This window comes from Nocardioides dubius (assembly GCF_039528155.1).
Classification (GTDB): domain Bacteria; phylum Actinomycetota; class Actinomycetes; order Propionibacteriales; family Nocardioidaceae; genus Nocardioides; species Nocardioides dubius.
Genome location: NZ_BAAALG010000013.1, coordinates 28770 through 51562, shown reverse-complemented (window position 1 = coordinate 51562; position 22793 = coordinate 28770). Strand labels below are relative to the sequence as shown.

Here is a 22793-nt window from a genome sequence, read left to right as displayed (position 1 = left end):
CCTCGTCCGCGGAGCCGTGGATGGCGAAGACCTTGGCCAGGCCGGTGATCCGGAAGATCTTGAGCAGACGCTCCTGGGTGCAGACCAACTCGAGCGAGCCGTCGTGGGCGCGAACCTTCTTCAGGCCACCCACCAGAACGCCGAGACCGGTGGAGTCGAGGAACTCGACCGCCTCCATGTCGATGATCAGCCGGTACTGCCCGCTGCCTACGAGATCGGTGATCTGGTCGCGCAATTTGGGCGCGGTGTAGACGTCGATCTCGCCCGCGACAGCAACGATGGTGACACCATCCTGTTCGCGGATCTTGAGACTCAGGTCCACGTCACTCCCTCTGGCTCTTAGGGCCGCAGGTCAGTACGGAGCCCCCGATCTGCCCCGTTTCCGTGCCCATATCAAACCATGCCGTCCTTCGGCTGCGCATTCACACCACCACATAACCCGTGCCCGAACCGGGACGGTCCTGGTCACGGTCCCGGGCGATGCGGGCATTCCGGACACCGCTCACCCGCCCTGTCGGAGGTGGTTGCCACACTGGTGGAGTGACACCCCCGCTCGCCTCGCCTGCACGCCCCGGCCGTGATCTGGTCGACCACCTGCTCACCCCCGAACGCGCCGACCGGCTCACCCACCTCGACGTGCTCCCGCCCCGCCGGGCCGAGCATGCCGACTGGCCGAGTTGGGTGCGCCCCGAGGTGATCGCAGCGCAGGCCGCACGGGGCGTCGATCGCCCCTGGGCCCACCAGGTCCAGGCGGCCGAGGCGGCCCACGCCGGACGACACGTCGTGATCGCGACCGGAACCGGCTCGGGCAAGTCCCAGGCCTACCAGCTGCCGGCCCTCTCCGACGCTCTCGACCAGCGCGGCCCGCGTGGCGAGCGCGGCGCGGGCACCCTCTACATCGCCCCCACCAAGGCGCTCGCCCACGACCAGCTGGCGGCCCTCCAAGCGCTCGGGCTCGGGGTCCGGGCCAGCACGCATGACGGCGACAGCTCGCGCGAGCAACGGGACTGGTCCCGCGACTACGCCGAGTACCTGCTGACCAACCCCGACATGCTGCACCGGTCGTTGCTGCCGGGCCATGCTCGCTGGTCGAAGTTCTTCGGCACGCTGCGCTACGTGGTGATCGACGAGTGCCACCACTACCGGGGCGTCTTCGGGGCACACGTCTCGCACGTGCTGCGCCGCCTGCGCCGGGTCTGCGCGATGTACGGCGCCCACCCGACCTTCGTCCTCGCCTCGGCCACCGTCGCCGACCCGGACGCGCTGGGGCACCGCCTCACCGGGCTGGACTTCGACGCCGTCACCGAGGACCACTCCCCGCGGGGTCGCCTCACCCTGGCGCTGTGGGAGCCACCGTTCACCTCGCACCTGGGCGAGAACGGCGCGCCGGTGCGTCGCTCTGCGGGTGCCGAGGTCTCCGACCTGCTCACCGATCTGGTGGTGGAGGGCGTCCGCTCGCTGGCCTTCGTGCGCTCGCGGCGTGGCGTCGAGACGGTGGCGGCCACCGTGGCCGGCCATCTCGCGGAGGTGGACGCCTCGCTCCCGGGCCGGGTCGCGCCGTACCGCGGCGGCTACCTGCCGGAGGAGCGCCGCGCGCTGGAGCAGCGGCTGCGCTCTGGGGACCTGCTCGGCATCGCCGCCACCAACGCGCTCGAGCTCGGCATCGACATCAGCGGCCTCGACGCCGTCCTGCTCGCCGGGTTCCCCGGCACCCGGGCGGCGATGTGGCAGCAGCTCGGCCGCGCCGGACGCGACGGCCAGGACGCCCTCGGCATCATGGTCGCGCGCGACGATCCGCTCGACACCTATCTGGTCAGTCATCCCGAGGCGCTGCTCGGCAAGCCGGTGGAGGCCTCCGTCTTCGACCCGGCGAACCCCTACGTCCTGGGCCCGCACCTGTGCGCCGCGGCCGAGGAGGCCCCGTTGACGCCGGACGCGCTGGAGCTCTTCGGCCCCGGTGCCCGGGAGGCGGTCGACGCGCTCACCGATGCCGGGTTGCTGCGACGGCGGGGCCAGCGCTGGTTCTGGACCGACCGCCGCCGCGCCAGCGACCTGGCGGACATCCGCTCCACGGGCGGCAACCCGGTCCAGCTGATCGAGGGCTCCAGTGGCCGGGTGGTCGGCACCGTGGACGCCGGCGCTGCGCACGGCACCGCGCACGCCGGTGCCGTATATCTGCACCTCGGCGAGACCTGGCTGGTCCACGAGCTCGATCTGGAGCACGACGTCGCGGTGATGGAGCGCGCCGAGGTCAGCTACTCCACCTCCGCGCGGGAGATCGTCGACATCACCATCCGCGCCGAGCGCGAGCACACCACCTGGGGTGACTGCCGGCTGAGCTTCGGCGAGGTGGAGGTCTCGCATCAGGTCGTGGCGTTCCTCAAGCGCCGGGTGCCCAGCGGGGAGGTGATCGGCGAGGAGCCGCTCGACCTGCCTGCACGCACCCTGCACACCGCCTCGGTGTGGTGGACAGTGCCGGCCGACCTGCTGGCGGACGCCGGCCTGGCCGAGGCCGACCTGCCCGGCGCGGCCCACGCCGCCGAGCACGCCTCGATCGGCCTGCTTCCGCTCTTCGCCACCTGCGACCGCTGGGACATCGGCGGCGTCTCGACCGCGCTCCATCCCGATACCGGGCAGTTGACCGTCTTCGTATACGACGGTCACCCCGGTGGCGCGGGCTTCTCCGAGCGCGGGTTCCGGGTGGCCGAGCAATGGTTGCGGGCGACCCGGGAGGCGATCAGCTCCTGCCGGTGCAGCGAGGGCTGTCCGTCATGCGTGCAGTCGCCGAAGTGCGGCAACGGCAACAACCCGCTCGACAAGGCGGAGGCGGTCAAGCTGCTCGACCTGCTGCTGCGCTCGGCACCCGGCGCCTGACGCCGGAGTGCCCTACGGTGGACACATGTTGGCACTCGGGTTCCTGCTCCTGGCAGCAGTCGCTGTCGCCACCGTCGGCGGCGTCCTGGTCAGCGACGGCAAGGACGTGGCGCTCTACGGCATCGACATGTCGCCGATGGCGCTCTTCGTGGTCGGCCTGGCCTGCGGCGTGCTGGCGCTGGTCTCGTTCCGGCTGATCCTGCTCGGCACCAAGCGCGAGGTGCGGGTCCGCCGCGAGCACCGCCAGGTCGCCCAGCAGGAGCGTCGGCAGCAGGAGGCTGTCCCACCGAGCAACGAGCCGCCGGCTCAGTCGTAGCGCACCAGCGGCTCGGCCGTGTCGTGCCTAGTCGCGACCCTGCGTCGCCTGGCTGAGCGCGTTGAGCCGCTGGGCGATCAGCGCGCCGGCCGCATCGGCGTCAAGGCCGGCGACCGCGTCGGCGACCTGGTTGCTGTCGGTGTTCCGCGGCCCGGGCTCGCGAATGATCTGCGCCTCGTGCTCGCCGACCCCGATCACCGAATCGGCTGGCAGACCTGCCCCCGAGCCGAGGATCGTCCACAGCGCCTCCTTCGCTTCGGCACCGGCATCGTCGAGGGCGATCAGGTAGCGGTGACCGACCTCGAGGCGCGCTGACCGTTCGCCGACCGACGGACGTTCCTCGCCCGTCTCCAACGCCATCCAGCCCCAGGCGTTCATCTCGAACTGATCCGGCGTCGCATGCCCCTCGCGTTGCCAGTAGACCTCAACGACCTCGACCGCGATCGTGCGTCCTACCGGGTAGCGCTTCGGCGAGGTCGCGTCGGCGACGGGCTCGCGCCGTCGCTCGCTGACGACCTCAGCGAGAACCACCGCATCCGCCTGACGCAACCAGTCCTCGAACGTGTGCGAGAGGTACCGCTCGCTCGCCTCGATGATGACGGGCGCACGCCCCTCGCTTGTCGCTGCATCCGCTGCCCCGGCGTCCGATCCCGCATCGGACGAGCAGCCCGACGCGATGCTCAGCGTCGCCACGGTCGCTCCCAGGATTGAACGGTGCCGCCTTCTGGCGTGGACTCTTCCCGCGTTCTCGGTCATGGCCGCTCCTCACAGTCGGCCCCAGCCTCACTCGGTGACGGCTCGCGAGCAGGTCTTCTCCGGGACTGAGTGCGTCACCGAGCGAGAAACCTCCAAGACTTGTCAGGCTGCTGACAAGGCTCACGCTCGAACTCGAGCGACGTACGGGCTCGACGTCCCCATCCCAGCTACTCACCCCGGCCCGGCGTGGGCCCGGCCGATCACCTCAGGCGAGTCGTAGCCCGCCCAGGACGGGGACGGCACGACGACCTCGATCCACACCTCCTCACCGGTGACGTGGCAGGTGCGCAGGCGCGCTCTGTTCCGGGTCGCGATCTCGCTTGCCTCGGCACAGCCGTCGGAGCCGTGCTGGACCGCCTGCGCCGCCGCCAACGCCGCCAGGTCGGCGGCGGCCTGGGCGGTGCGGTGGGCGGCGGTCACCGCGGCCACGAAGGCGCCTGCCATCCCGGCGAAGAGCAGCACCGCCCCAAGGGCGAGCGCGACGATGGTGGCTGCGCCCTGGTCGGATCGCCGGCCTCCCTGACCCGACCGAGGCTTGGTGTAGGGCCGGGCCATGGACCGGGCCCGTCTCACGGCGGCACCTCCTCCACCGCGGCGACCGCCTCACCGCGGGTCCGCCCACCGAGCGCACCGAAGACGCCGATCGGTCCGTCGCGTGCACGCTGGACCACTACCGTCACCCGGTCGCCGGTTCGGCTGATCCGCACCTCGGCCCCGGGGTCGACCTGCTGCACCAGCTCGCGGGCCACCGCCTCGGACTCGCCACGCGCCAAGGCCCGCGCGGCCTCACGAGCGGCGTCGGTGGAACGGACTTGGCCCACGCCGAAGCCGATGAACCAGACCATGGCGATCGTGACCAGGACCAGCACCGGCAACGCCATCACCAGCTCGGCCGTGACCGCGCCCTCGTCGTGCCCGGCGGCACGGGCACACCAGCGGCGCCGACCTCTGCGCAGCACGTCTAGCCGATGCCGAGCATGCTCAGCACATGGTCGAACATGCCGCGGAGCATCCGGTCGCCGAAGCCTCCGGTGAGCAGCTTGTAGAGCACCCCGGCCAGGCCGGCCCCGGCAGCGGTGCCGACCGCGTACTCGGCGGTGGTGATGCCGCGCTCGTCACGCGATTCTCGTCGTCCCATCGTCAGACTTCCTTTGCTGCTTGGTGGGTGACGCCCTCCTCCACCCTGCGCCTCTCGCACGGTCGACGCATCCGGCCCGCACCTCGGTGTGGCCCACGCCGAAACGTCCGCCTCTGTGGAGGAGGACCGGGCCTCCGGTTCGCCACCGACCGTCGGCCTCCGCTCGGAGCCCGCGCCGCACGACCGCTGGTCGACGACGTGGCGACCCGCAACGGCGACCCGACGCACCCACACGACAGGGCCGCACCTTCCGGAGCGATCAGCGCGGCAGCGTCGCGAGGGACGCCGCCACCAGCGGCACGATCCCGATCAGCAAGAAGGCCGGCAGCAGGCAGACACCCAGCGGCAGGGCCGCCCGGACCCCGACCGCGCGCGCCCGGTCTGCCACCGCCATCCGACGCTCGAGCGCCAACTCCTGCCCGATCCGCGCCACGACCTCCGCGACCGGGGCACCCGACTCGGCGGACCTGATCAGCCCTCGTGCCAACCGCGCCATCGCCGGATCAGCCAGCAGCGGCGCCCACGCCCGCTCCGGGGAGACCCCGCGCTGCAACGCCAGCCCCGCCTCGGCCAACGCGTCCGCGGCCGGCCCGGGACGGGCCATCCGCACCTGCTCCAGGGCCAGCGCCACCGGTGCACCACTGCGCAGCGCAAGGCCGAGCAGCGTCACCACGTCGGGCAGCTGGCGCGCACGCTGCTCACGTGCTCTGCGCTCCGCCGCCGGCTCGACGCGGCCCGCGATCACCCACACCGCGACCGCCAGCCCGACGCCGCACGCGATGCCGGCGGCGCCACCCTGGGCCAATGCCACGCCGCCGCCGGCCAGCGCAGCCAACGGCACCCGGCGTCCGCGCACGCCCTCCGAGCGCTCGGCCGAGCGCCGGGCAGGGTGCTGGTCCGAGCGTTGCCGACCGGCCGGCAACGCCGACTCGCCCCCGGAGAGCACCGGCACGCTGGAGGTTGGCCCGTCCAACCCCGAGGCGGAAGCTCTCGCCCCGAGGCTCTCCAGGCGCGCGATCCGCGCCCGCCATCGTCCGGGCGCACCGAGAAGGACCCCGACCAACACCAGCAACCCGGCGAGCATGATCATCGCGCGCATCCCCGCCGCGCGCCGACCCTCACCGCGTCGGTCACCACGCCTCACCCTCCACCTGCGCCGCGATCCGCTCCAGCCAGGCGAGCCCGATCAGCGCCAACGCCACACCACCCGCCAGGCAGGCCCACCCCGCCGGGCTGCCGATCAGGAAGCCCACCGGGTCGCCCATCCCCGAGCCCATCGCCAGCGTCGCGACCGGGAGCGCGACCACCAGGCGGGCGGTCGCCCGCGCCGAGGCGAGCTCGGAGCGGACCACGCGCCGGGTCTGCTCCTGGTCTGCGAGCGCAAGCGAGACCTCACGCAAGGCTGCCGCCAGCGCCGCTCCCGAGCGCTGCGAGAGCAGCCATGCGCCGGCCACCTGGCGCAGGTCCCCGGCCCCGGCTCGGGCCGCCAGACGCAGCATCGCCTGGGATGCCGACCCGCCCAGCTCCGCACTTCGCGAGACCGTCTCCCACTCCGGCCAGGCCTTGGCGGCACCGGCCAGGGCGGCTTGCACCGGCAGGCCTGCGCCGAGGTCGGCAGCCAGCAGCTCACAGACCTCCCGCACCCGCCCCGAGCGTTCGAGGGCGGCGCGCTGCCGCCGGCGACGTCGGTGCCAGAGGAGCGCCACAGCGAATACGACGAGCGCCACGACCAGCAGAGCCACGCCGTCCCGCAGCACGCCGCGGCCGCCCGCCCACCAGCTCCCGGTGCCCGCTGCGAGCAACACGATCCCCCACGCCGACCCGCGCACCGGGCTGCTCAGCCAGATCGCAGCCGCGACCAGGAGGCCGGCACCCAGCACCGCACCGCTCATCGCGGCTCTCCCTCCAGCAGCTCGACCAGCTGTGCTGCGCCTGCACCCTCGCTCACGGTTCCGTCGTCGGCGAACGACACCGCGGGCAGCGTCTCCACCAGCCCCTCGGCGTCACGGCGCAGCACCGCCACCTCCCGCAGCCGGCGCAGCCCGGCTCTGCTCCGGCCCAGATGGACCACCACGTCCAGGGCGGAGGAGACCTGACTGTGCAGCGCCGCGCGCGAGAGGCCGGCCGGCATGGCAAGCGCCTCCAGACGGGCCGGCACCGCACGCGCCGAGTTGGCGTGCACCGTGCCGCACCCTCCTTGGTGGCCGGTGTTGAGAGCCGCAAGCAGATCCACCACCTCCACTCCACGCACCTCGCCGATCACCACGCGGTCCGGCCGCATCCGCAACGCCTGGCGGACCAGCTGACGCATCGGGATCTGGCCGTCGCCCTCGACGTTCGCGGTCCGCGCCTCCAGCGCGACCACGTGCGGATGCTGCGGCGTCAGCTCGCCCGAGTCCTCGACGATCACGATCCGCTCCTGCGGTGCGACCTGCGCCAGCAGCGCGGAGAGCAGCGCTGTCTTGCCGACGCCGGTGCCCCCGGAGACGAGGAAGGCGAGCCGTGCCGCGACGATCCGCGCCAACAGCTCCACCGCGGCAGGCGAGAACGCACCGCGCTCGGCCAACTCCGCCAACGACCACCCCGACGAACGCGGCACCCGCAGCGAGATCGCCGTGCCGGGACGAGCCAGCGGGTAGAGCACCGCATGGCAGCGCGTGCCGTCCGGGAGCCGGACGTCGACGTGCGGAGACGCGTCGTCCAGCCGCCGTCCGCCCAAGGCAGCCAGGCGCTGCGCCAGCCGTCGCACGGCCTCCTCATCGGCGAACCGCACCCCGGCCGGCTCCAGGCCGTGGCCCCGATCCACCCAGACCGACTCCGCCCCGTTGACCAGGACGTCGGTCACCCCCGGCTCGCGAAGCAACGGGTCGAGGAGCCCAGCGCCGACCGCCTCCGCCTGCAGGACGCGCAGCACCTCGAGCACGGTCGCATCGCCGACCACCGCACCGATCGCCCGCAACGCCTCGGCGACCGTCTGCGGCGTGATCCGGCCACCCGCATGTGCCAGACGGTCGCGGACCCGAGCGGCCAACTCGACCGCAGGGCCCGGTTCGAGGCTCGCCATCGACTCACGCCGCACGACCGTGAACGCTCTGCACCCCGAAGTGACGCAACGTGGCCTTGGCCGCCTTGGCGAGCACCGAGCGCCGCGAGTGGATCGGCCCCAACCCCAGGTCGATCGCCTCGGTGAGCCCGCGTTGATCGGGCATCGCACCGATCACCGGCACGTCCAGCACACGGCCGACCGAGGCGAGGTCGACCGCGCTCCCGCGCACCAGCACCGAGACCGGCCCCGAGGGCAGCAGCCGGTCGAGCTGACGGCCCGCCGCCGCGATGCTTGCGATGTCGGTGCGCACCACGACCACCAGGTGCGTGCATCGCGCGGCCACCTCCTCGACGATCGGGTCGCCTGTCCGTGGAAGGTCGAGCACCGTGACGTCGTGCCCACGCACCGCAGCCGACATCGCCTCCCGGACCACGAACGGGACCAGGCCACGCCGCGGTGCGGACCAGCCCAGGAGGCCCAGTCGCCCCTTGCGCGGCAGGGACTCACGCAGCACACGGGCGCTGAGCCGACCGGTGGCCTCGCCGAGACCCTCCCAGTGCAGACCGTCGAGCTGGTCGAAGCCGGAGATCATCTCGAGCCCCGGGCCGAACGGGTCGAGATCGAAGAGCGCAGCATCGCTCTGGGCGGCCGCCTGCACCGCCAGAGCGCAGGCGAACGTGCTCGCCCCCGCACCGCCCGAGCCGGCGACCACGCCGATCGAGACGCCTCGATCGCGGAACTCGCCGGCGTCGTCAAGCAGCTCCATCAGCCAGCGGTCGCTGCGCGGCAGCTCCGCGACGCCGTCGACGCCCATGGTGGCGACCTCGCGACAGGTCTGGTCGGGGATCCGCTCCACCGACACCAGGTAGACGCCCGAGCGGCGGGTCGGGGCGACCTGCACCACCTCGGAGACGACGTCCGCACCGAGCAGCACGAGCGAGGCTGCGGCCCAGGGCGCGAGGGCACGGTGCGGCTCGCCCTGAACCTGGACGGCGACGCCGGCAGCGGCGCTCAGCTGCTGCAGGTGGTCGATCAGGCGGCGGTCGCGGCTGACGATGAGCGGGAGGTTCATGCGAGTCAGCCTCATCGCGCCGCCGGCCACTGCCCAGCCACAGCCGCCCGCCGGTGGAAGGGCTCTCGTCTGCGTGGCCCTGTGGAGCAGGACCGGGCTCGCGCCGTCGGCAGGCTCCCCGAGACTCACCCGGTGCGCCACTAGGATGGCGCCATGCGACGCACCGCAGCGTTCTTCGACCTCGACAAGACGATCATCGCCAAGTCGAGCGCGCTCGCATTCAGCAAGCCGTTCCAGGCCGGCGGCCTGATCTCCCGGCGGGCCGTCCTGCGCTCGGCGTACGCCCAGTTCGTCTACCTGGTGGGTGGCGCCGACCACGACCAGATGGAGAAGCTGCGCCAGTTCATGTCGCAGATGTGCGCCGGCTGGGACGTCGCCACGGTGCGCGAGATCGTCGCCGACACCCTGCACAACATCGTCGACCCGATCGTCTACGACGAGGCGGTCCGGTTGATCGAGGAGCACCACGCGGCCGGCCGCGACGTCATCATCGTCTCCACGTCCGGCTCCGAGGTGGTCGAGCCGATCGGCGCCATGCTCGGTGCCGACCACGTGGTCGCCACCCGCCTCGAGATCGCCGACGGCAAGTACACCGGCGAGTTCGACTTCTACGCCTACGCCGAGAACAAGGCCGTCGCGATCCGCGAGCTGGCCGAGCAGCGCGGCTACGACCTGGCGCACTGCTACGCCTACTCGGACTCGATCACCGACGTGCCGATGCTGGAGGCGGTCGGGCACCCGCACGCCGTCAACCCGGACAAGGAATTGCGCAAGGTGGCGGCCTCCTCAGGCTGGCCGGTGCTGGTCTTCAATCGCCCGGTGGCGCTCGGATCCCCGGTGAAGCTGCCGCCCGCGAAGCCCACCCTGGCGGCGCTCGCGGTCGGCGGCCTGGCCATGGTCGGCGGTGCGATCGTGCTCAACCGCCGTCGCGGGACCTCCGTCTGACCAGCACGCGCCTGCAGCGAAGTCAAGGGTTGAAAGCCCTTGCCGATAGGCGTATGCATGGAGTCAGAACTTCACAGCGTGCACGAGGGCCAGGTACCCACGCGGCGATCTACCCTTCTGACAGGGCGCTGAATCCCCGGGTCACGACCCGTGGCAGCACTTAAGAGTTGCACGCCTGGTAGCCAGGCTCTTGTGTAAAGCGGCGGCACCCGATCCCTGTGTTCGGGTGCCGTTCGCGCGTCCTGACGACAGTTGCGCAAGTTCGGCCGTCACAAGAGCAAGTTCGCGCACCACAAGCGCAAGTTCGCTCGGCGTAAGCGCAAGCTCGGCCGCCGTAGGCGCGAGCTCGGGCTAGCCGTGCAGCGGGGAGATCTCGCCCGAGAGGGCGTAGGCCTCGGCGGCATACAGCAGCCAGGAGTGGACGCCGCTGCTGCCGCTGGCCTGGGAGTAGGCGCGCAGATTCGACTCGTACTCCGCCTGCAGCCGCGCGTGGGCGGCCTCAGGCACCAGCAACGACTTCTCGTCGACGCCGCGGGCGACCAGCACCAGCCGCTCGGCGGCCCGGGCCACGATCCCGTTGTGCGAGGCGAACGGCGCGGCACTGACCAGCTCGGCATGCACGATCGCGGCCACCACCATCGCCGGTGCGGTGGTCGGCGCGGTGAGCCGAGAGGCCAACAGGCGCAGGCGTTCCGCCGACTCGCCGTCGCGCGGACGCCCCAGCTCCTCGGGCGCCAGCACCCCGGCAGCCGCCACCGCGTGCAGCCGCGCGAAGGCCTGCAACGGGGTCGCCCGGATCGCCGGCACCAGGCCCAGCACCTCGGTCGAGACCCGCAGCGCCGACTGGGCGATGCCGTCGCCGGCGCCGGCCCGCATCTGCTCGTCGTCGGAGATGGAGCCCTCAAGCCCGGCACTCGCGACCGCGCCGCGCAGCAGCGACTCGGTGGTGAAGGCCGGCTCGGTGCGCCGCAGACCACGGTCGCGCAGCAGCGCGTCGATGCCGTCACGGGTGGCCGCGAACGCCGACGGCACGCCTTCCAAGGAGGCCAGGGAGGCCAACGGGTCCGCACTCATGAGGCCCGAGCCTACGCGGGGCCGTCCACGGTTCGAGCGGGCCGGTATGTCGAAAGTCTCAGGACACGGTGCGGCGTCCCGAAGCCCCACCCGGCCAGCAGTAACCTCGACGGTGATGGACCAGCATCTCGACTCCCCCGGGCCCGTTCTGCCGAGTGCAGCGGTCACCTGGTTGTGCGGTGACGACGCCCGCACGATCGCCGTGGCCCCCGGCCCGCACGCCGAGGCCCTGGCGGCCTCCTTCGCGCTCCTCGACCACGACGTGCTCGACGCCGTGGCCGCCGACGACGGCACCCTCGAGCTGGCCCCGCGCTCGGTCGACGTCCTGGTCCTGCAGATGCTGCCCGCCGACCTCGAGCCCTTCGCCCGCGCCTTGCGCCCCGGCGGCCAGCTCGCCCTGATCTCGCACCGCCGCGACCGCCGGATCCCCTGGGCCCGCAAGCTCGACGTCGCGCTGGGCGTCGAGCACCCCGACGACCCAGCCGAGCCGCTGGCCTGCTCCGGCCTCTTCGGCTTCGTCAGCGACGACGTCTTCCGGCACTGGCAGCAGGTCAACCATGAGTCCCTTGCCGCGCTGATCCGCAGCGAGCTGGCGCATCGCGACGACGTCGAGGAGCGGCTGCGTGCCGCGCTGGATCTCTACGCCGACTACGGTCGCGGCAATGACGGCATGCAACTGCCGTGGGTCAGCGCCTGCTGGAAGACCACCGTCCTGGAGTCGGTCTGGGCGAGCCCGCACGGCATCGACGAGCCCACCGTGCCGATCGCCCTGGCCCGCGACCTCGACGACGAGCCGGCTGAGCCCTCTGCCGAGGCAGCCCCGGTCTCCGAGGCGGCCCGGCCGATCTTCACCGCGCCGTCCGGCGACGGCTCAGACCTGGTGCTGATCGACTTCCGCTGACGGCGTCCGCTCGCCCAGCTTCACCACCACCACGCCGGCAAGGATCGCCACCCCGCCGAGCGCCTGCCAGCCGTTGGGGACCTGTGCCAGCACCAACCAGGAGGCGACCACCGCGGCCAGCACCTCGCTGAGCGCGACGAACGAGGCCATCCGCGCCCCCAGCCGCCGTCCGGCTGCGATCCCGGTGGCGTAGGCCAACGCCCCGCTGACCACGCCCAGCCCCAGCAACGGCAGCCAGGCCGCGACCTCGTGGCCGCGGTAGAGGCCGACGTCCGCACCGCGCTCCCAGTCGATCAACCCGACCACGCAAGCCAGCGAAAGGAAGACCGCGGCGACCGCCAATCCGCAACCAGCCAAGGCGATCGGCGGCAGGCCGTTGCCCTCCTGCGCGGAGAGGATGAAGTAGCCGGCCACCCCCACCATGGCGATCAGCGCCCAGGCCAGACCCACGCCACTGATCTCCGCGCCGGTGCCGACCTGGAGCACCATCGCCAGCCCGAGGGCCGCGATCGAGGCACCGACACCGACCCAGGCGTTGGGCCGGTGCCCGTGCCGGAACCACAGCCAGCCGACCACCACGACCGGTGCCGTGTACTCGATCAGCAGCGCCACCGCCACGTCCAGGTGCGCGATCGCACTGAAGTAGGCGAACTGCACGCCGGCCACCGCGATCGCGCCGTAGCCCAGGATCAGCCAGACGTTGCTGCGCAGCAGATGCCAGCGCGAGCGCAACGCCAGCACCGTCGGCACGGCGAGCGCGAGCGCTGCGACCACCACCCGCACCGTGACCACCGCAGCCGGCGACCAGCCGTTCTCGATCAACCCGCTGGCCAGCACGCCGGAGAGCCCGAACGAGGCGGCCGAGAGCAGCGCGAACGCCAACCCGCTGCCGAAGCGGGAGGTGGAGGAGGACATGAGGGCACTGTAGGGCCGTGGCGCGCGCACGGCGATCGGGTTCTCGGGGCCTACGCTGGGCGCATGGCTCTCCGCTGGCGGCGCACCCACCTGGGCACCGAGGCCGACCGCGCCACCTTCCGCACCCTGCACACCGCCTCGCTCGCCTCCCCCGCTCTGCGTGAGGGCCTCACCGAGCGCAGCGCGGCCCGCAGCGTGAAGCACCTGCGTGCCCTGCTGGGCACCCCGGCGGTCGCGGTCACCGATGCGGCAGGGCTGCTCGCCTGGGACGGGATCGGTGAGCACCACGGTGTCCATGCCGCGCCTCTGGCCGGCACCACGATCGAGCAGGGCAGCACCCGGGTCGCGGCCGCCGACGAGCTGCGCTGCCTCACCGCGAGCTGTCCGCTGCGCCAGGTGGTGATCAGCCCGCTGGTGGTGGAGGGCACGGTGGTCGGCACCCTGCAGGCGTTCACCGACGTCGCCACCGCCAGCCTGGTCCGGGCCTGCGACGAGGTCGCGGCCTGGGTCTCCACCCAGCTCGAGCTGGCCGAGCTCGACGCCTCGCGCAACCGCTTGATGGAGGCGGAGGTGCGCGCGCTGCGCGCCCAGATCAGTCCGCACTTCATCTACAACTCGCTCGGCGCGATCGCCTCGTTCGTGCGCACCGACCCGGACCGGGCCCGGGAGCTGCTGCTGGAGTTCGCCGACTTCACCCGCTACTCCTTCCGCCGGCACGGCGAGTTCACCACGCTGTCCGAGGAGCTGCGCTCCATCGAGCGCTACCTGCTGCTGGAGCAGGCCCGCTTCGGCGACCGGCTCGGGGTCACCCTGCGGATCGCCCCCGAGGTGCTGCCGGTGGCAATCCCGTTCCTGTGCATCCAGCCGCTGGTGGAGAACGCGGTGCGCCACGGCGTCGCCGACCAGGGCCGGGGCCACATCACGATCGCCGCCATCGACAACGGGCTGGAGTGCCTGATCGAGGTCGAGGACGACGGCGTCGGCGAGGACCCGGAGCGGGTCCGCCGGGCGCTGGCCGGCGACGCCGAGCTGGACTCCACCGGCCTGGGCAACGTCGACGTCCGGCTCCGCTCCACCTTCGGCGATCAGTACGGTCTGGTGGTGGAGACCGCTCCGGGCGCCGGCACCAAGGTGATCGTCCGAGTGCCCAAGTTCTCCCCGGGCGTACACGCATGAGGAAGGCGGCATGAGCGGTCTACGGGTAGTGGTGATCGACGACGAGCGGCCCGCGCTCGACGAGCTGGCGTGGCTGCTGGGCCGCGACGACCGAATCGGCGAGGTGCTGACCTGCGACTCCGCCACCGAGGCGTTGCGGATGCTGCAGGAGATCGACGCCGATGCGCTGTTCCTCGACGTCCAGATGCCCGGGCTGACCGGGCTCGAGCTGGCCCAGGTGCTCGCGCGCTTCAAGGAGCCGCCGCCGATCGTCTTCGTCACCGCCCACGAGCAGCACGCGGTCGAGGCGTTCGAGCTGCGTGCGGTCGACTACGTGCTGAAACCGGTGCGCGCCGAGCGATTGGCCGAGGCGGTGCGCCGGATCGTGGACGGCAACAGCCGGCAGACCGAGGTGGCCGACGAGCAGATCGCCGTCGAGCGTGGCGGCGTCACCCGGTTCATCAACCGCTCCGACATCCGCTACGTCGAGGCGCAGGGCGACTACGCCCGGCTGCACACCCCGGGCGACTCGCACCTGGTCCGGATCCCCTTGAACCAGTTGGAGGAGCAGTGGGCCGCGGCCGGCTTCGTCCGCATCCACCGCTCCCTGCTGGTCGCGCTCGCCCACATCGACGAGGTGCGGATGGAGGCCGGGCGCTACACGGTCCGGGTCGGCGGCACCGACCTCCAGGTGAGCAGGCGCCACGCCCGCGTGCTGCGTGAGCTGCTCAACCGGGGACGGCCGTGAACGACGTGCCCGAGCGGGTCCGGGTCACCGGACCGCCCCGGCGCCCCACCCGGGCCCGCGCCCGGACCCGTGAGATCGACGACGAGACGGCGCTCGGCTCGGTGCTGATGGGCTCCTTGATGAGCAGCCAGCTCCGGCTCGCCGGTTGGGTGCTGGCGCCCGTGATCGCCTTCATGGCCGGGGTTCCGCTGGTCTTCCACCTCTGGCCGCAGGTGGCCGAGCAGGAGGTGCTGCGGGTGCCGGTGGCCTGGATGCTGCTGGGCTTCGCGATCTATCCGCTGCTGATCGTGCTGGGCTGGCTCTACGTGCGACGCGCCGAGGCCAACGAGCGTGACTTCGCCGAGCTGCTCGACGTCGCGGAGGGACCGTGACCCCCGCGCCCGGAGCGATCGCCGTCGTCCTGGTCACCGTTGCCACGTTGGCGATCGGCATCTGGGGGCTGCGCTTCTCGCGCACCACCAGCGACTTCTTCGTCGCCTCCCGCTCGGTGCGGCCGGGGCTCAACGCCTCCGCGATCGGCGGCGAGTACCTCTCGGCAGCCTCGTTCCTGGGCGTCGCCGGCCTGGTCCTGATCTTCGGCGCGGACATGATGTGGTACCCGGTCGGCTGGACCGCCGGCTACCTGGTTCTGCTGGTGCTGATCGCCGCTCCGCTGCGCCGCTCCGGGGCGTACACGCTGCCGGACTTCGCCGAGGCCCGGCTGGCCTCGCCACTGGCGCGCTCGACCTGCTCGATCCTGGTGGTGGCGATCGGCTGGCTCTACCTGCTGCCCCAGTTCCAGGGCGCGGGCCTGACCCTGGAGGCCGCGATCGGGGCTCCCCGCTGGTCGGGCGCCGCAGTGGTCGCCCTGGTGGTGGTGGCCAACGTGCTCACCGGCGGGATGCGCAGCGTCACCTTCGTGCAGGCCTTCCAGTACTGGCTCAAGCTCAGCGCGCTGCTGATCCCGGCCGCGGTGCTGCTCACCGTGTGGCTGCGCGACGGCGCCGAGCGGCCGGCGTCCGGTGCGGACGCGGCGAGCTGGTCCCTCCCGGTCGCGGACGGCGGCGCACCCGGGCTCTACGTGACCTACTCGCTGATCCTGGCCACGTTCCTCGGCACCATGGGCCTGCCGCACGTGGTGGTGCGCTTCTACACCAACCCCGACGGTCGCGCCGCGCGCCGGACCACCGTCGTGGTGCTCGCCCTGCTCGGGCTCTTCTACGTGCTGCCGCCGATCTATGCCGCGCTGGGCCGTGTCTACGCCCGGGGCACCGACTCCGACGTGATGGTGCTGGAGCTGCCACGCTTGATGGTCGGCGGCCTGGCCGGCGACGTGCTCACCGCGATCGTCACCGCCGGCGCCTTCGCCGCCTTCCTCTCCACCTCCTCGGGGCTGACCATCGCGGTCGCCGGCGTGCTCAGCCAGGACGCGATCGGGCGTGGTCGCACCAATGGCGTCACCGCGTTCAGACTCTCGGCCGTCGTCGCCGTCCTGGTGCCCTGCGCGCTGGCGCTCGCCGCACCCGACCTCGGCATCGCCCGGGCGGTCGGGCTCGCCTTCGGGGTGGCGGCCTCGACCTTCTGCCCCCTGCTGGTGTTGGGGATCTGGTGGCGTGCCCTGACCGACATCGGCGCGGTGGCGGGCCTGCTGGCCGGCTTCGTCGGCTCCTCCGTCGGCGTCTGGTACGCGATGTTCCCGCCCGCGATCGGCGGCTGGCCGCATGCGCTGCTCAGCCAGCCCGCCGCATGGTCGGTGCCGCTGGCCTTCCTCACCATGATCGTGGTCTCCCGCGCCACCCCCGGCCGCCGTCCGGCGAACGTCAACCAGCTGATGGTGCGGCTGCACACGCCCGAGGCCGTGGCCCTGGACCGCGGCTGACCCCGTTCATTGGTGCGGCTCTGCACCACTCCCCGTTCGTTGGTGCCGCTCTGCACCGATCAACGGGGTTGGTGGCGGACGGCGAGAAGGAGCGTGCCGAGCACGACCACCGCCGCGACGACGCCGGCCGCGACCGCCGTCGCCAGGGACTCCGGCGCACCCTGGGTGCGCTCGACCGCGATCCACGCCAGGCCCCAGCCCAAGGCCGCCGCGATCGCCAGGTTGGCGTGGGTGCGCAGCGCGAGCAGCAGCCCAACGATGCCCGCCACCGCCAGCACGCCGATGGCAGCGGCCTGGTTGCCGGCATCTCCGAGATCGACGCCGCTGTCCACCAGTACCGCGGTGATGTTGGCGCAGACCGCGACCGAGACCCAGCCGACGTAGAGCCCGAAGGTGCCGTCCGCGATCACCAGATCCGCCGTGGAGGTGGGGCGGTTGATGGCGAGCAGGCGCACGATCAGGCCGAGCACGACGACGAGCAACACGATGACGACGACGCTCAGCACCAGCAAGTCCTGACGCACCACGAGCAGCCAGGCTGCGTTGAGCACCATCGACGCCGCCACGAGGTAGCCGATGCGTCGGTGCCGCTCCGCCGTGCGCTGCGCGGGGAGCCACTGCCAGATCGCGTAGACAACCAGACCGGCGTAGATCACCGACCAGATGGCGAAGGCCGGCCCGCCCGGCGCGATCAACGTGGCGTCTGCCGCCAGCGCGCCGCCTGCGGCGTCTGCGACCTTCGGGCCCCCGAACACCCCCGAGCCGACCATCGAGCCGACCAGGCAGAGCAGAGCGGCAACGGAGACGATGAGCAGGCGGGGCAGGTCGGCGCGCGGCGAGTCCATGACTTCCCGGTAACCGCGGCGACGGATCGCAAACCGCGACCGCTCGCCGTCCACGAGCGACCGTTCGGCGCGCAGTCGTCGCCGCTAGGCGCTTGAGCCGGGCGCACCCCTGCCGAAGTGACGCGCGTCACTCCTAGCGTGAAAGGACCACTCCACGCGAAGGGACGAAGCCGGTGTCACCTCAAACGCACGACCAGGCGGATCGCCACGATCCGGTCTACGACCACCTCCACGCGAGTGCGGAGTTCACCGAGCTGCGCTCTCGCTACCGCCGGTTCGTCTTCCCTGCCACCGCGGCCTTCCTCGTCTGGTACCTGCTGTACGTGGTGCTGTCGATGTGGGCCGAGGACTTCATGTCCGAGAAGGTCTTCGGCAACATCAACGTGGCCCTCGTCTTCGGGCTGCTGCAGTTCGTCACCACCTTCGCGATCGCCTGGCTGTACAGCAACTACTCGACCAAGCGACTCGACCCGCTGGCCCGCGCGCTGAACGAGCGCTACGAGCAGGAGAAGTGACATGGACGGAAACCAGCTCCTCACCGCAGCCCTCTTCCTCGCCGTCGTCCTGCTGACGATCTTCATCACCTTCCGGGCCAGCCGCAGCACCAGCGGCACCAACGACTTCTACGCCGGCGGCTGCTCCTTCTCCGGCTTCCAGAACGGCCTGGCGATCGGCGGCGACTACATGTCGGCGGCGTCGTTCCTCGGCATCTCAGGCACGATCGCGATCTACGGCTACGACGGCTTCCTGTACTCGATCGGCTTCCTGGTCGCCTGGCTGGTGGCCCTGCTCCTGGTCGCGGAGATGCTGCGCAACTCCGGGCGCTACACGATGGCCGACCAGCTCGCCTACCGGATGAGGCAGCGGCCGGTGCGCACCGCCGCGGCGACCTCGACCGTCGTCGTCTCGATCTTCTACCTGCTCGCCCAGATGGTCGGCGCCGGCCTGCTGGTCAACCTGCTGCTCGGCGTGGAGAGCGAGTTCGTCAAGAACGTCACGATCTTCGTGGTCGGCGGCCTGATGATCTTCTACGTCACCGTCGGCGGCATGAAGGGCACGACCTGGGTCCAGATCATCAAGGCCGTGCTGCTGATGTTCGGCTCGCTGCTGATCATCCTGCTGGTGCTGGCGCACTTCAGCTTCAACCTCTCCGACCTGCTCGGCACCGCAGCCTCCAACTCGGGCAACCCCGACTTCCTGAACCCGGGCGGCAAGTACGGCGTCGACACCACCTCGAAGATCGACTTCGTCTCGCTCGGCCTGGCCCTGGTCCTGGGCACCGCCGGCCTGCCGCACATCCTGATCCGCTTCTACACCGTCCCCACCTCACGCGACGCCCGCAAGTCGGTGCTCTGGGCGATCGGCCTGATCGGTGCCTTCTACCTGATGACGCTGGTCCTCGGGTTCGGCGCGACCGCGATGCTCAGCGAGGGCAAGATGGCTGACGTCGTGGAGTCCGGCGGCAACCTCGCCTCGGTGCTGCTGGCCGAGGAGGTCGGCGGCGGCGAGGGCAGCGCCGGCGGCGCGATCCTGCTGGCCCTGATCGCGGCGGTCGCGTTCGCCACCATCCTCGCCGTGGTCGCCGGGCTGACCCTGACCTCGAGCGCGTCGGTGGCCCACGACCTCTACAACTCGGTCTTCCGCAAGGGGCAGGCCTCCGACGTGGACGAGCTCAAGGTGGCGCGGATCGCGGCCGGTGTGATCGGCCTGATCGCGATCGCCCTGGCGATCCCGGCCCGCAACCTGAACATCGCGTTCCTGGTGGCCCTGGCCTTCGCGGTCGCCGCGTCGGCCAACCTGCCCTCGATCGTCTACAACATGTTCTGGCGGCGCTTCAACACCCGCGGCGCGGTGTGGAGCATCTACGGCGGCCTAATCTCCTCGGTGGGCCTGGTCTTCTTCTCGCCCGTGGTCTCCGGCAAGGTCGCCCCGGACGGCAAGAACCTGGCCCTGCTGCCCAAGGACATCGACTTCTCCTGGTTCCCCCTGGAGAACCCGGCGATCGTCTCGGTCCCGCTGGCCTTCTTCCTCGGCTGGCTCGGCACCGTCACCTCCCGTGAGCCGGCTGCCGAGGAGCGCTACACCGAGCTCGAGGTCCGGGCGCTCACCGGCGCCGGCGCCGAGGGCGCGATCTCGCACTAGCCCCACCCACTCCCGGGACGTCATGCGCACCGAGCCCTTGAGCGCTCGCAACGCATGACGTCCCGCGGGGTTGACACCTTCTTGCAACGTACGAGCCCGCATGGTTGCGACCAGCGCAACGCATCACATCCCCAGGGGCCGACCCACCTCCGATGGGTCTAGGCTGGCCGCGGGCGCGACCATGTGACGACGATTACAGGAGAGAACTCGTGAACGACGCACTGTCCAACCTGATGCATGAGGACCGGCGCTTCCCGCCGCCGGCCGAGCTCGCGGCGTCAGCGAACGTCACGGCCGAGGCCTACGACCGGGCGACCCAGGACCGTGAGGCCTTCTGGGCCGAGCAGGCCGAGCGCCTGGACTGGGGCCGGAAGTGGGACCGGGTCCTCGACTGGGACAACCCGCCCTTCGCCAAGTGGTACACCGGCGGCACCATCAACGCCTCGGTGAACTGCGTGGACCGCCACGTCGCCGCCGGTCGCGGCGACAAGGTCGCGATCCACTGGGTCGGCGAGCCCGCGGACGACACCCGCGACATCACCTACGCCCAGCTCCAGGACGAGGTCTCCCGGGCCGCCAACGCGCTCACCGAGCTCGGCGTCGTCAAGGGCGACCGGGTCGCGATCTACCTGCCGATGATCCCCGAGGCCGTGGTCACCATGCTGGCCTGCGCCCGGCTCGGCGCACCGCACACCGTCGTCTTCGGCGGCTTCTCCGCGGACGCGCTGGCGAGCCGGATCGTCGACTGCGGCGCGAAGGTCGTGGTCACCGCCGACGGCGGCTACCGCCGCAACGCGCCGTCTGCGCTCAAGCCGGCCGTCGACGAGGCGGTCGCCAAGACCGACGGCCTGGTCGAGCACGTGCTGGTGGTCCGCCGTACCGGCCAGGAGGTCGCCTGGAACGACAGCGTCGACGTCTGGTGGGACGACGTCGTCGCGCGGCAGTCGAGCGAGCACACGCCCAAGCTGCACGACTCCGAGCACCCGCTCTACGTCATGTACACCTCCGGAACCACCGGCAAGCCGAAGGGCATCCTGCACACGACCGGCGGCTACCTGGTCGGCACCTCCTACACGCACTGGGCGGTCTTCGACCTGAAGCCCGACACCGACGTCTACTGGTGCACCGCCGACATCGGCTGGGTGACCGGCCACTCGTACCTGGTCTACGGCCCGCTCGCCAACGGCGCCACCCAGGTGCTCTACGAGGGCACCCCGGACAGCCCGCACAAGGGCCGCTGGTGGGAGATCATCGAGAAGTACGGCGTCACCATCTTCTACACCGCACCCACCGCGATCCGGACGTTCATGAAGTGGGGCGACGACATCCCCGCCAAGTACGACCTGTCCTCGTTGCGGGTGCTCGGCTCGGTCGGTGAGCCGATCAACCCCGAGGCGTACGTCTGGTACCGGTCCACCATCGGCGGCGACCGCTGCCCGGTCGTCGACACCTGGTGGCAGACCGAGACCGGCCAGATCCTGATCTCGCCGCTGCCCGGCGTCACCGAGGCCAAGCCCGGCTCCGCGCAGGTGCCGCTGCCCGGCATCGCCGCCGACGTCGTGGACGACGACGGCAACTCGGTCCCCGACGGTCACGGCGGCTACCTGATCCTGCGTGAGCCGTGGCCGGCCATGCTGCGCACCATCTGGGGCGACGACGAGCGCTACAAGGACACCTACTGGTCGCGGTGGCCGGGCGTCTACTTCGCTGGGGACGGCGCCAAGAAGGACGAGGACGGCGACATCTGGGTCCTCGGCCGCGTCGACGACGTGATGAACGTTTCCGGGCACCGGCTCTCCACCACGGAGATCGAGTCCGCCCTGGTCTCGCACCCGAAGGTGGCCGAGGCCGCCGTGGTCGGCGCCGCCGACGAGACCACCGGTCAGGCGGTCTGCGCGTTCGTGATCCTGCGTGACAGCGCTGCCGGCGACACCTCCGACATCGTGGCCGAGCTGCGCAACCACGTGGCCAAGGAGATCGGCGCGATCGCCAAGCCCCGCCAGGTGATGGTGGTGCCGGAGCTGCCCAAGACGCGGTCCGGCAAGATCATGCGCCGGCTGCTGCGCGACGTCGCGGAGAACCGCGAGATCGGCGACGTGACCACGCTGGCCGACTCCTCGGTGATGAGCCTGATCCAGAGCGGTCTTTCGTCCAACGACGACTGACCCCTCAATGTGAGTGGAGGGCTGGGATCCGTCAGGATTTCCAGCCCTCCACTCACATTGAGCCAGGATTACCTATGGCTACTTTCCTTCTCGTCCACGGCGCCTGGCACCAGGGCTCCGCGTGGGACCTCGTCCGTCCACTGCTCACCGACGCCGGGCACCAGGTGCTCACGCCGACCCTCGACCTCGGCCCCGGCATCGGCCTCGCCGACCACGTCCAGGCCTTGACCGAGGCGATCGCCGCCACGCCCGAGCCCGCCACCGTGGTGGCGCACAGCTATGCGGGCATCCCCGCTTCGCTGGCGCTGGCCGCGGCACCGGCCCGCCACCTGGTGCTGCTCGACGCCTGGCTGACGCCGGCCGGCAGCTCGATGCTCGACGTCGCCCCGGAGTGGTTCGCCGGCTGGTGCCGCGACTCCGCGGAGGGCGAGCCGGCAATGCTGCCGGTGCCGTCGATGCGCACGGTCGGCGTCGCCGAGGAGGGCCCCGAGGCGGCCTGGCTCGCCCCGCAGCTCGTGCCGCACCCGTTCGCGACGTTCACGGATCCGGCGCCGGCCGCCTACGCACCGGGGTCGGCCGAGCTGCACGCGATCTTGTGCAAGCCCTCGAAGATGCCCTTCACCGCCTTCGCCGAGGCCGCCGGTGCCACCTGCCACGAGATCGCCAGCGGTCACGACGCGATGGTCACCGCCCCCGACGCCCTCGCCGCCCTCCTCCTGGACATCGCCACCCGCTGACGCCCCTCCTTGGAGATAGTCCCTGACGTTTTCGTGGTTTTCGGCCGGAGAAACCACGAAAACGTCAGGGACTATCCGGAGGGTTGCAGCAACAGGGCAGAAGAAC

24 protein-coding genes are annotated in these 22793 nt (G+C 71.6%); 12 read left to right on the top strand and 12 right to left on the bottom strand.

The window, feature by feature from the left end; genetic code table 11:
• A partial coding sequence (locus tag ABD151_RS17415; protein ID WP_343996071.1) for an anti-sigma factor antagonist occupies positions 1 to 322 on the bottom strand: 322 nt, incomplete at its 3' end.
• Positions 323 to 540: 218 nt separating this feature from the next.
• Here ABD151_RS17415 and ABD151_RS17410 point away from each other — a divergent pair.
• Together ABD151_RS17410 and ABD151_RS17405 are read left to right on the top strand one after the other, a co-directional pair.
• Complete coding sequence (locus ABD151_RS17410; protein WP_343996070.1) at positions 541 to 2874, top strand: DEAD/DEAH box helicase; 2334 nt, start codon at positions 541 to 543, stop codon at positions 2872 to 2874.
• A gap of 25 nt (positions 2875 to 2899) precedes the next feature.
• Entirely contained in the window at positions 2900 to 3190 is a 291-nt protein-coding gene (locus ABD151_RS17405; protein WP_343996069.1) for a hypothetical protein, read from the top strand.
• 27 nt (positions 3191 to 3217) lie between these two features.
• On the opposite strand, the gene ABD151_RS17400 is transcribed toward ABD151_RS17405, so the two are convergent.
• From ABD151_RS17400 to ssd, 8 genes are all read right to left on the bottom strand, one after another.
• Positions 3218 to 3946: a hypothetical protein gene (locus tag ABD151_RS17400; RefSeq protein ID WP_343996068.1), complete on the bottom strand. Its 729-nt coding sequence runs from the start codon at positions 3944 to 3946 to the stop codon at positions 3218 to 3220.
• A gap of 171 nt (positions 3947 to 4117) precedes the next feature.
• Entirely contained in the window at positions 4118 to 4519 is a 402-nt protein-coding gene (locus ABD151_RS17395; protein WP_343996066.1) for an Rv3654c family TadE-like protein, read from the bottom strand.
• Positions 4516 to 4905, bottom strand: a complete 390-nt coding sequence (locus tag ABD151_RS17390; RefSeq protein WP_343996065.1) for a TadE family type IV pilus minor pilin — start codon at positions 4903 to 4905, stop codon at positions 4516 to 4518. The genes ABD151_RS17395 and ABD151_RS17390 overlap by 4 nt, the downstream gene beginning before the upstream one ends.
• 2 nt (positions 4906 to 4907) lie before the next feature.
• Positions 4908 to 5084, bottom strand: coding sequence for a DUF4244 domain-containing protein (locus tag ABD151_RS17385; protein ID WP_343996064.1), 177 nt, complete (start codon positions 5082 to 5084; stop codon positions 4908 to 4910).
• A 259-nt stretch (positions 5085 to 5343) separates the two neighbouring features.
• A complete protein-coding gene (locus ABD151_RS17380; RefSeq protein WP_343996063.1) occupies positions 5344 to 6174 on the bottom strand; it encodes a type II secretion system F family protein in 831 nt (276 codons plus the stop codon).
• Between the two features lie 40 nt (positions 6175 to 6214).
• The gene (locus ABD151_RS17375; RefSeq protein WP_343996062.1) at positions 6215 to 6976 is read right to left on the bottom strand and encodes a type II secretion system F family protein; all 762 of its coding nucleotides are present in this window, start codon (positions 6974 to 6976) and stop codon (positions 6215 to 6217) included.
• Positions 6973 to 8148: a TadA family conjugal transfer-associated ATPase gene (locus tag ABD151_RS17370; protein WP_343996061.1), complete on the bottom strand. Its 1176-nt coding sequence runs from the start codon at positions 8146 to 8148 to the stop codon at positions 6973 to 6975. Before ABD151_RS17370 ends, ABD151_RS17375 begins: the two co-directional genes overlap by 4 nt.
• A 4-nt stretch (positions 8149 to 8152) precedes the next feature.
• On the bottom strand, positions 8153 to 9202 hold the full coding sequence (gene ssd, locus ABD151_RS17365; protein ID WP_343996060.1) for a septum site-determining protein Ssd: 1050 nt from the start codon (positions 9200 to 9202) through the stop codon (positions 8153 to 8155).
• Positions 9203 to 9355: 153 nt separating this feature from the next.
• Here ssd and ABD151_RS17360 point away from each other — a divergent pair, with 153 nt between their 5' ends.
• On the top strand, positions 9356 to 10147 hold the full coding sequence (locus ABD151_RS17360) for an HAD family hydrolase (protein ID WP_343996059.1): 792 nt from the start codon (positions 9356 to 9358) through the stop codon (positions 10145 to 10147).
• 351 nt (positions 10148 to 10498) lie between these two features.
• Here ABD151_RS17360 and ABD151_RS17355 read toward each other — a convergent pair whose 3' ends face one another.
• A complete protein-coding gene (locus ABD151_RS17355; RefSeq protein WP_343996058.1) occupies positions 10499 to 11221 on the bottom strand; it encodes a Fic family protein in 723 nt (240 codons plus the stop codon).
• 115 nt (positions 11222 to 11336) lie between these two features.
• On the opposite strand from ABD151_RS17355, the gene ABD151_RS17350 reads away from it, so the two are divergent.
• Entirely contained in the window at positions 11337 to 12122 is a 786-nt protein-coding gene (locus tag ABD151_RS17350; protein WP_343996057.1) for a hypothetical protein, read from the top strand.
• Here ABD151_RS17350 and ABD151_RS17345 read toward each other — a convergent pair.
• Positions 12093 to 13037 (bottom strand): EamA family transporter, encoded by a 945-nt coding sequence (locus ABD151_RS17345; RefSeq protein WP_343996056.1) that lies wholly within the window; start codon positions 13035 to 13037, stop codon positions 12093 to 12095. The two genes, ABD151_RS17350 and ABD151_RS17345, sit on opposite strands and share 30 nt — an antisense overlap.
• 63 nt (positions 13038 to 13100) lie before the next feature.
• Between ABD151_RS17345 and ABD151_RS17340 the strand changes: the two genes are divergently transcribed.
• The 4 genes from ABD151_RS17340 to ABD151_RS17325 are packed head-to-tail and all read left to right on the top strand — an operon-like array spanning position 13101 to position 16798.
• On the top strand, positions 13101 to 14213 hold the full coding sequence (locus ABD151_RS17340) for a sensor histidine kinase (protein ID WP_343996055.1): 1113 nt from the start codon (positions 13101 to 13103) through the stop codon (positions 14211 to 14213).
• Positions 14214 to 14223: 10 nt separating this feature from the next.
• The gene (locus tag ABD151_RS17335; protein WP_343996054.1) at positions 14224 to 14940 is read left to right on the top strand and encodes a LytR/AlgR family response regulator transcription factor; all 717 of its coding nucleotides are present in this window, start codon (positions 14224 to 14226) and stop codon (positions 14938 to 14940) included.
• Positions 14937 to 15311 carry a hypothetical protein gene (locus ABD151_RS17330; RefSeq protein ID WP_343996053.1) on the top strand — a complete coding sequence of 125 codons (375 nt, stop codon included), beginning with the start codon at positions 14937 to 14939 and terminating at the stop codon, positions 15309 to 15311. The genes ABD151_RS17335 and ABD151_RS17330 overlap by 4 nt, the downstream gene beginning before the upstream one ends.
• Positions 15308 to 16798 (top strand): sodium/solute symporter, encoded by a 1491-nt coding sequence (locus ABD151_RS17325; RefSeq protein ID WP_343996052.1) that lies wholly within the window; start codon positions 15308 to 15310, stop codon positions 16796 to 16798. Before ABD151_RS17330 ends, ABD151_RS17325 begins: the two co-directional genes overlap by 4 nt.
• A gap of 59 nt (positions 16799 to 16857) precedes the next feature.
• On the opposite strand, the gene ABD151_RS17320 is transcribed toward ABD151_RS17325, so the two are convergent.
• The gene (locus ABD151_RS17320) at positions 16858 to 17643 is read right to left on the bottom strand and encodes a tryptophan-rich sensory protein (protein WP_343996051.1); all 786 of its coding nucleotides are present in this window, start codon (positions 17641 to 17643) and stop codon (positions 16858 to 16860) included.
• A 173-nt stretch (positions 17644 to 17816) separates the two neighbouring features.
• Here ABD151_RS17320 and ABD151_RS17315 point away from each other — a divergent pair, with 173 nt between their 5' ends.
• The 4 genes from ABD151_RS17315 (at position 17817) to ABD151_RS17300 (ending at position 22687) form a co-directional block, all read left to right on the top strand.
• A complete protein-coding gene (locus ABD151_RS17315) occupies positions 17817 to 18158 on the top strand; it encodes a DUF485 domain-containing protein (RefSeq protein ID WP_343996050.1) in 342 nt (113 codons plus the stop codon).
• Between the two features lies 1 nt (position 18159).
• Positions 18160 to 19785: a solute symporter family protein gene (locus tag ABD151_RS17310; RefSeq protein WP_343996049.1), complete on the top strand. Its 1626-nt coding sequence runs from the start codon at positions 18160 to 18162 to the stop codon at positions 19783 to 19785.
• A 233-nt stretch (positions 19786 to 20018) separates the two neighbouring features.
• Positions 20019 to 21950, top strand: coding sequence for an acetate--CoA ligase (acs, locus tag ABD151_RS17305; protein ID WP_343996434.1), 1932 nt, complete (start codon positions 20019 to 20021; stop codon positions 21948 to 21950).
• Between the two features lie 74 nt (positions 21951 to 22024).
• Complete coding sequence (locus tag ABD151_RS17300) at positions 22025 to 22687, top strand: alpha/beta fold hydrolase (RefSeq protein WP_343996047.1); 663 nt, start codon at positions 22025 to 22027, stop codon at positions 22685 to 22687.
• The last annotated feature ends 106 nt before the right edge of the window (positions 22688 to 22793 follow it).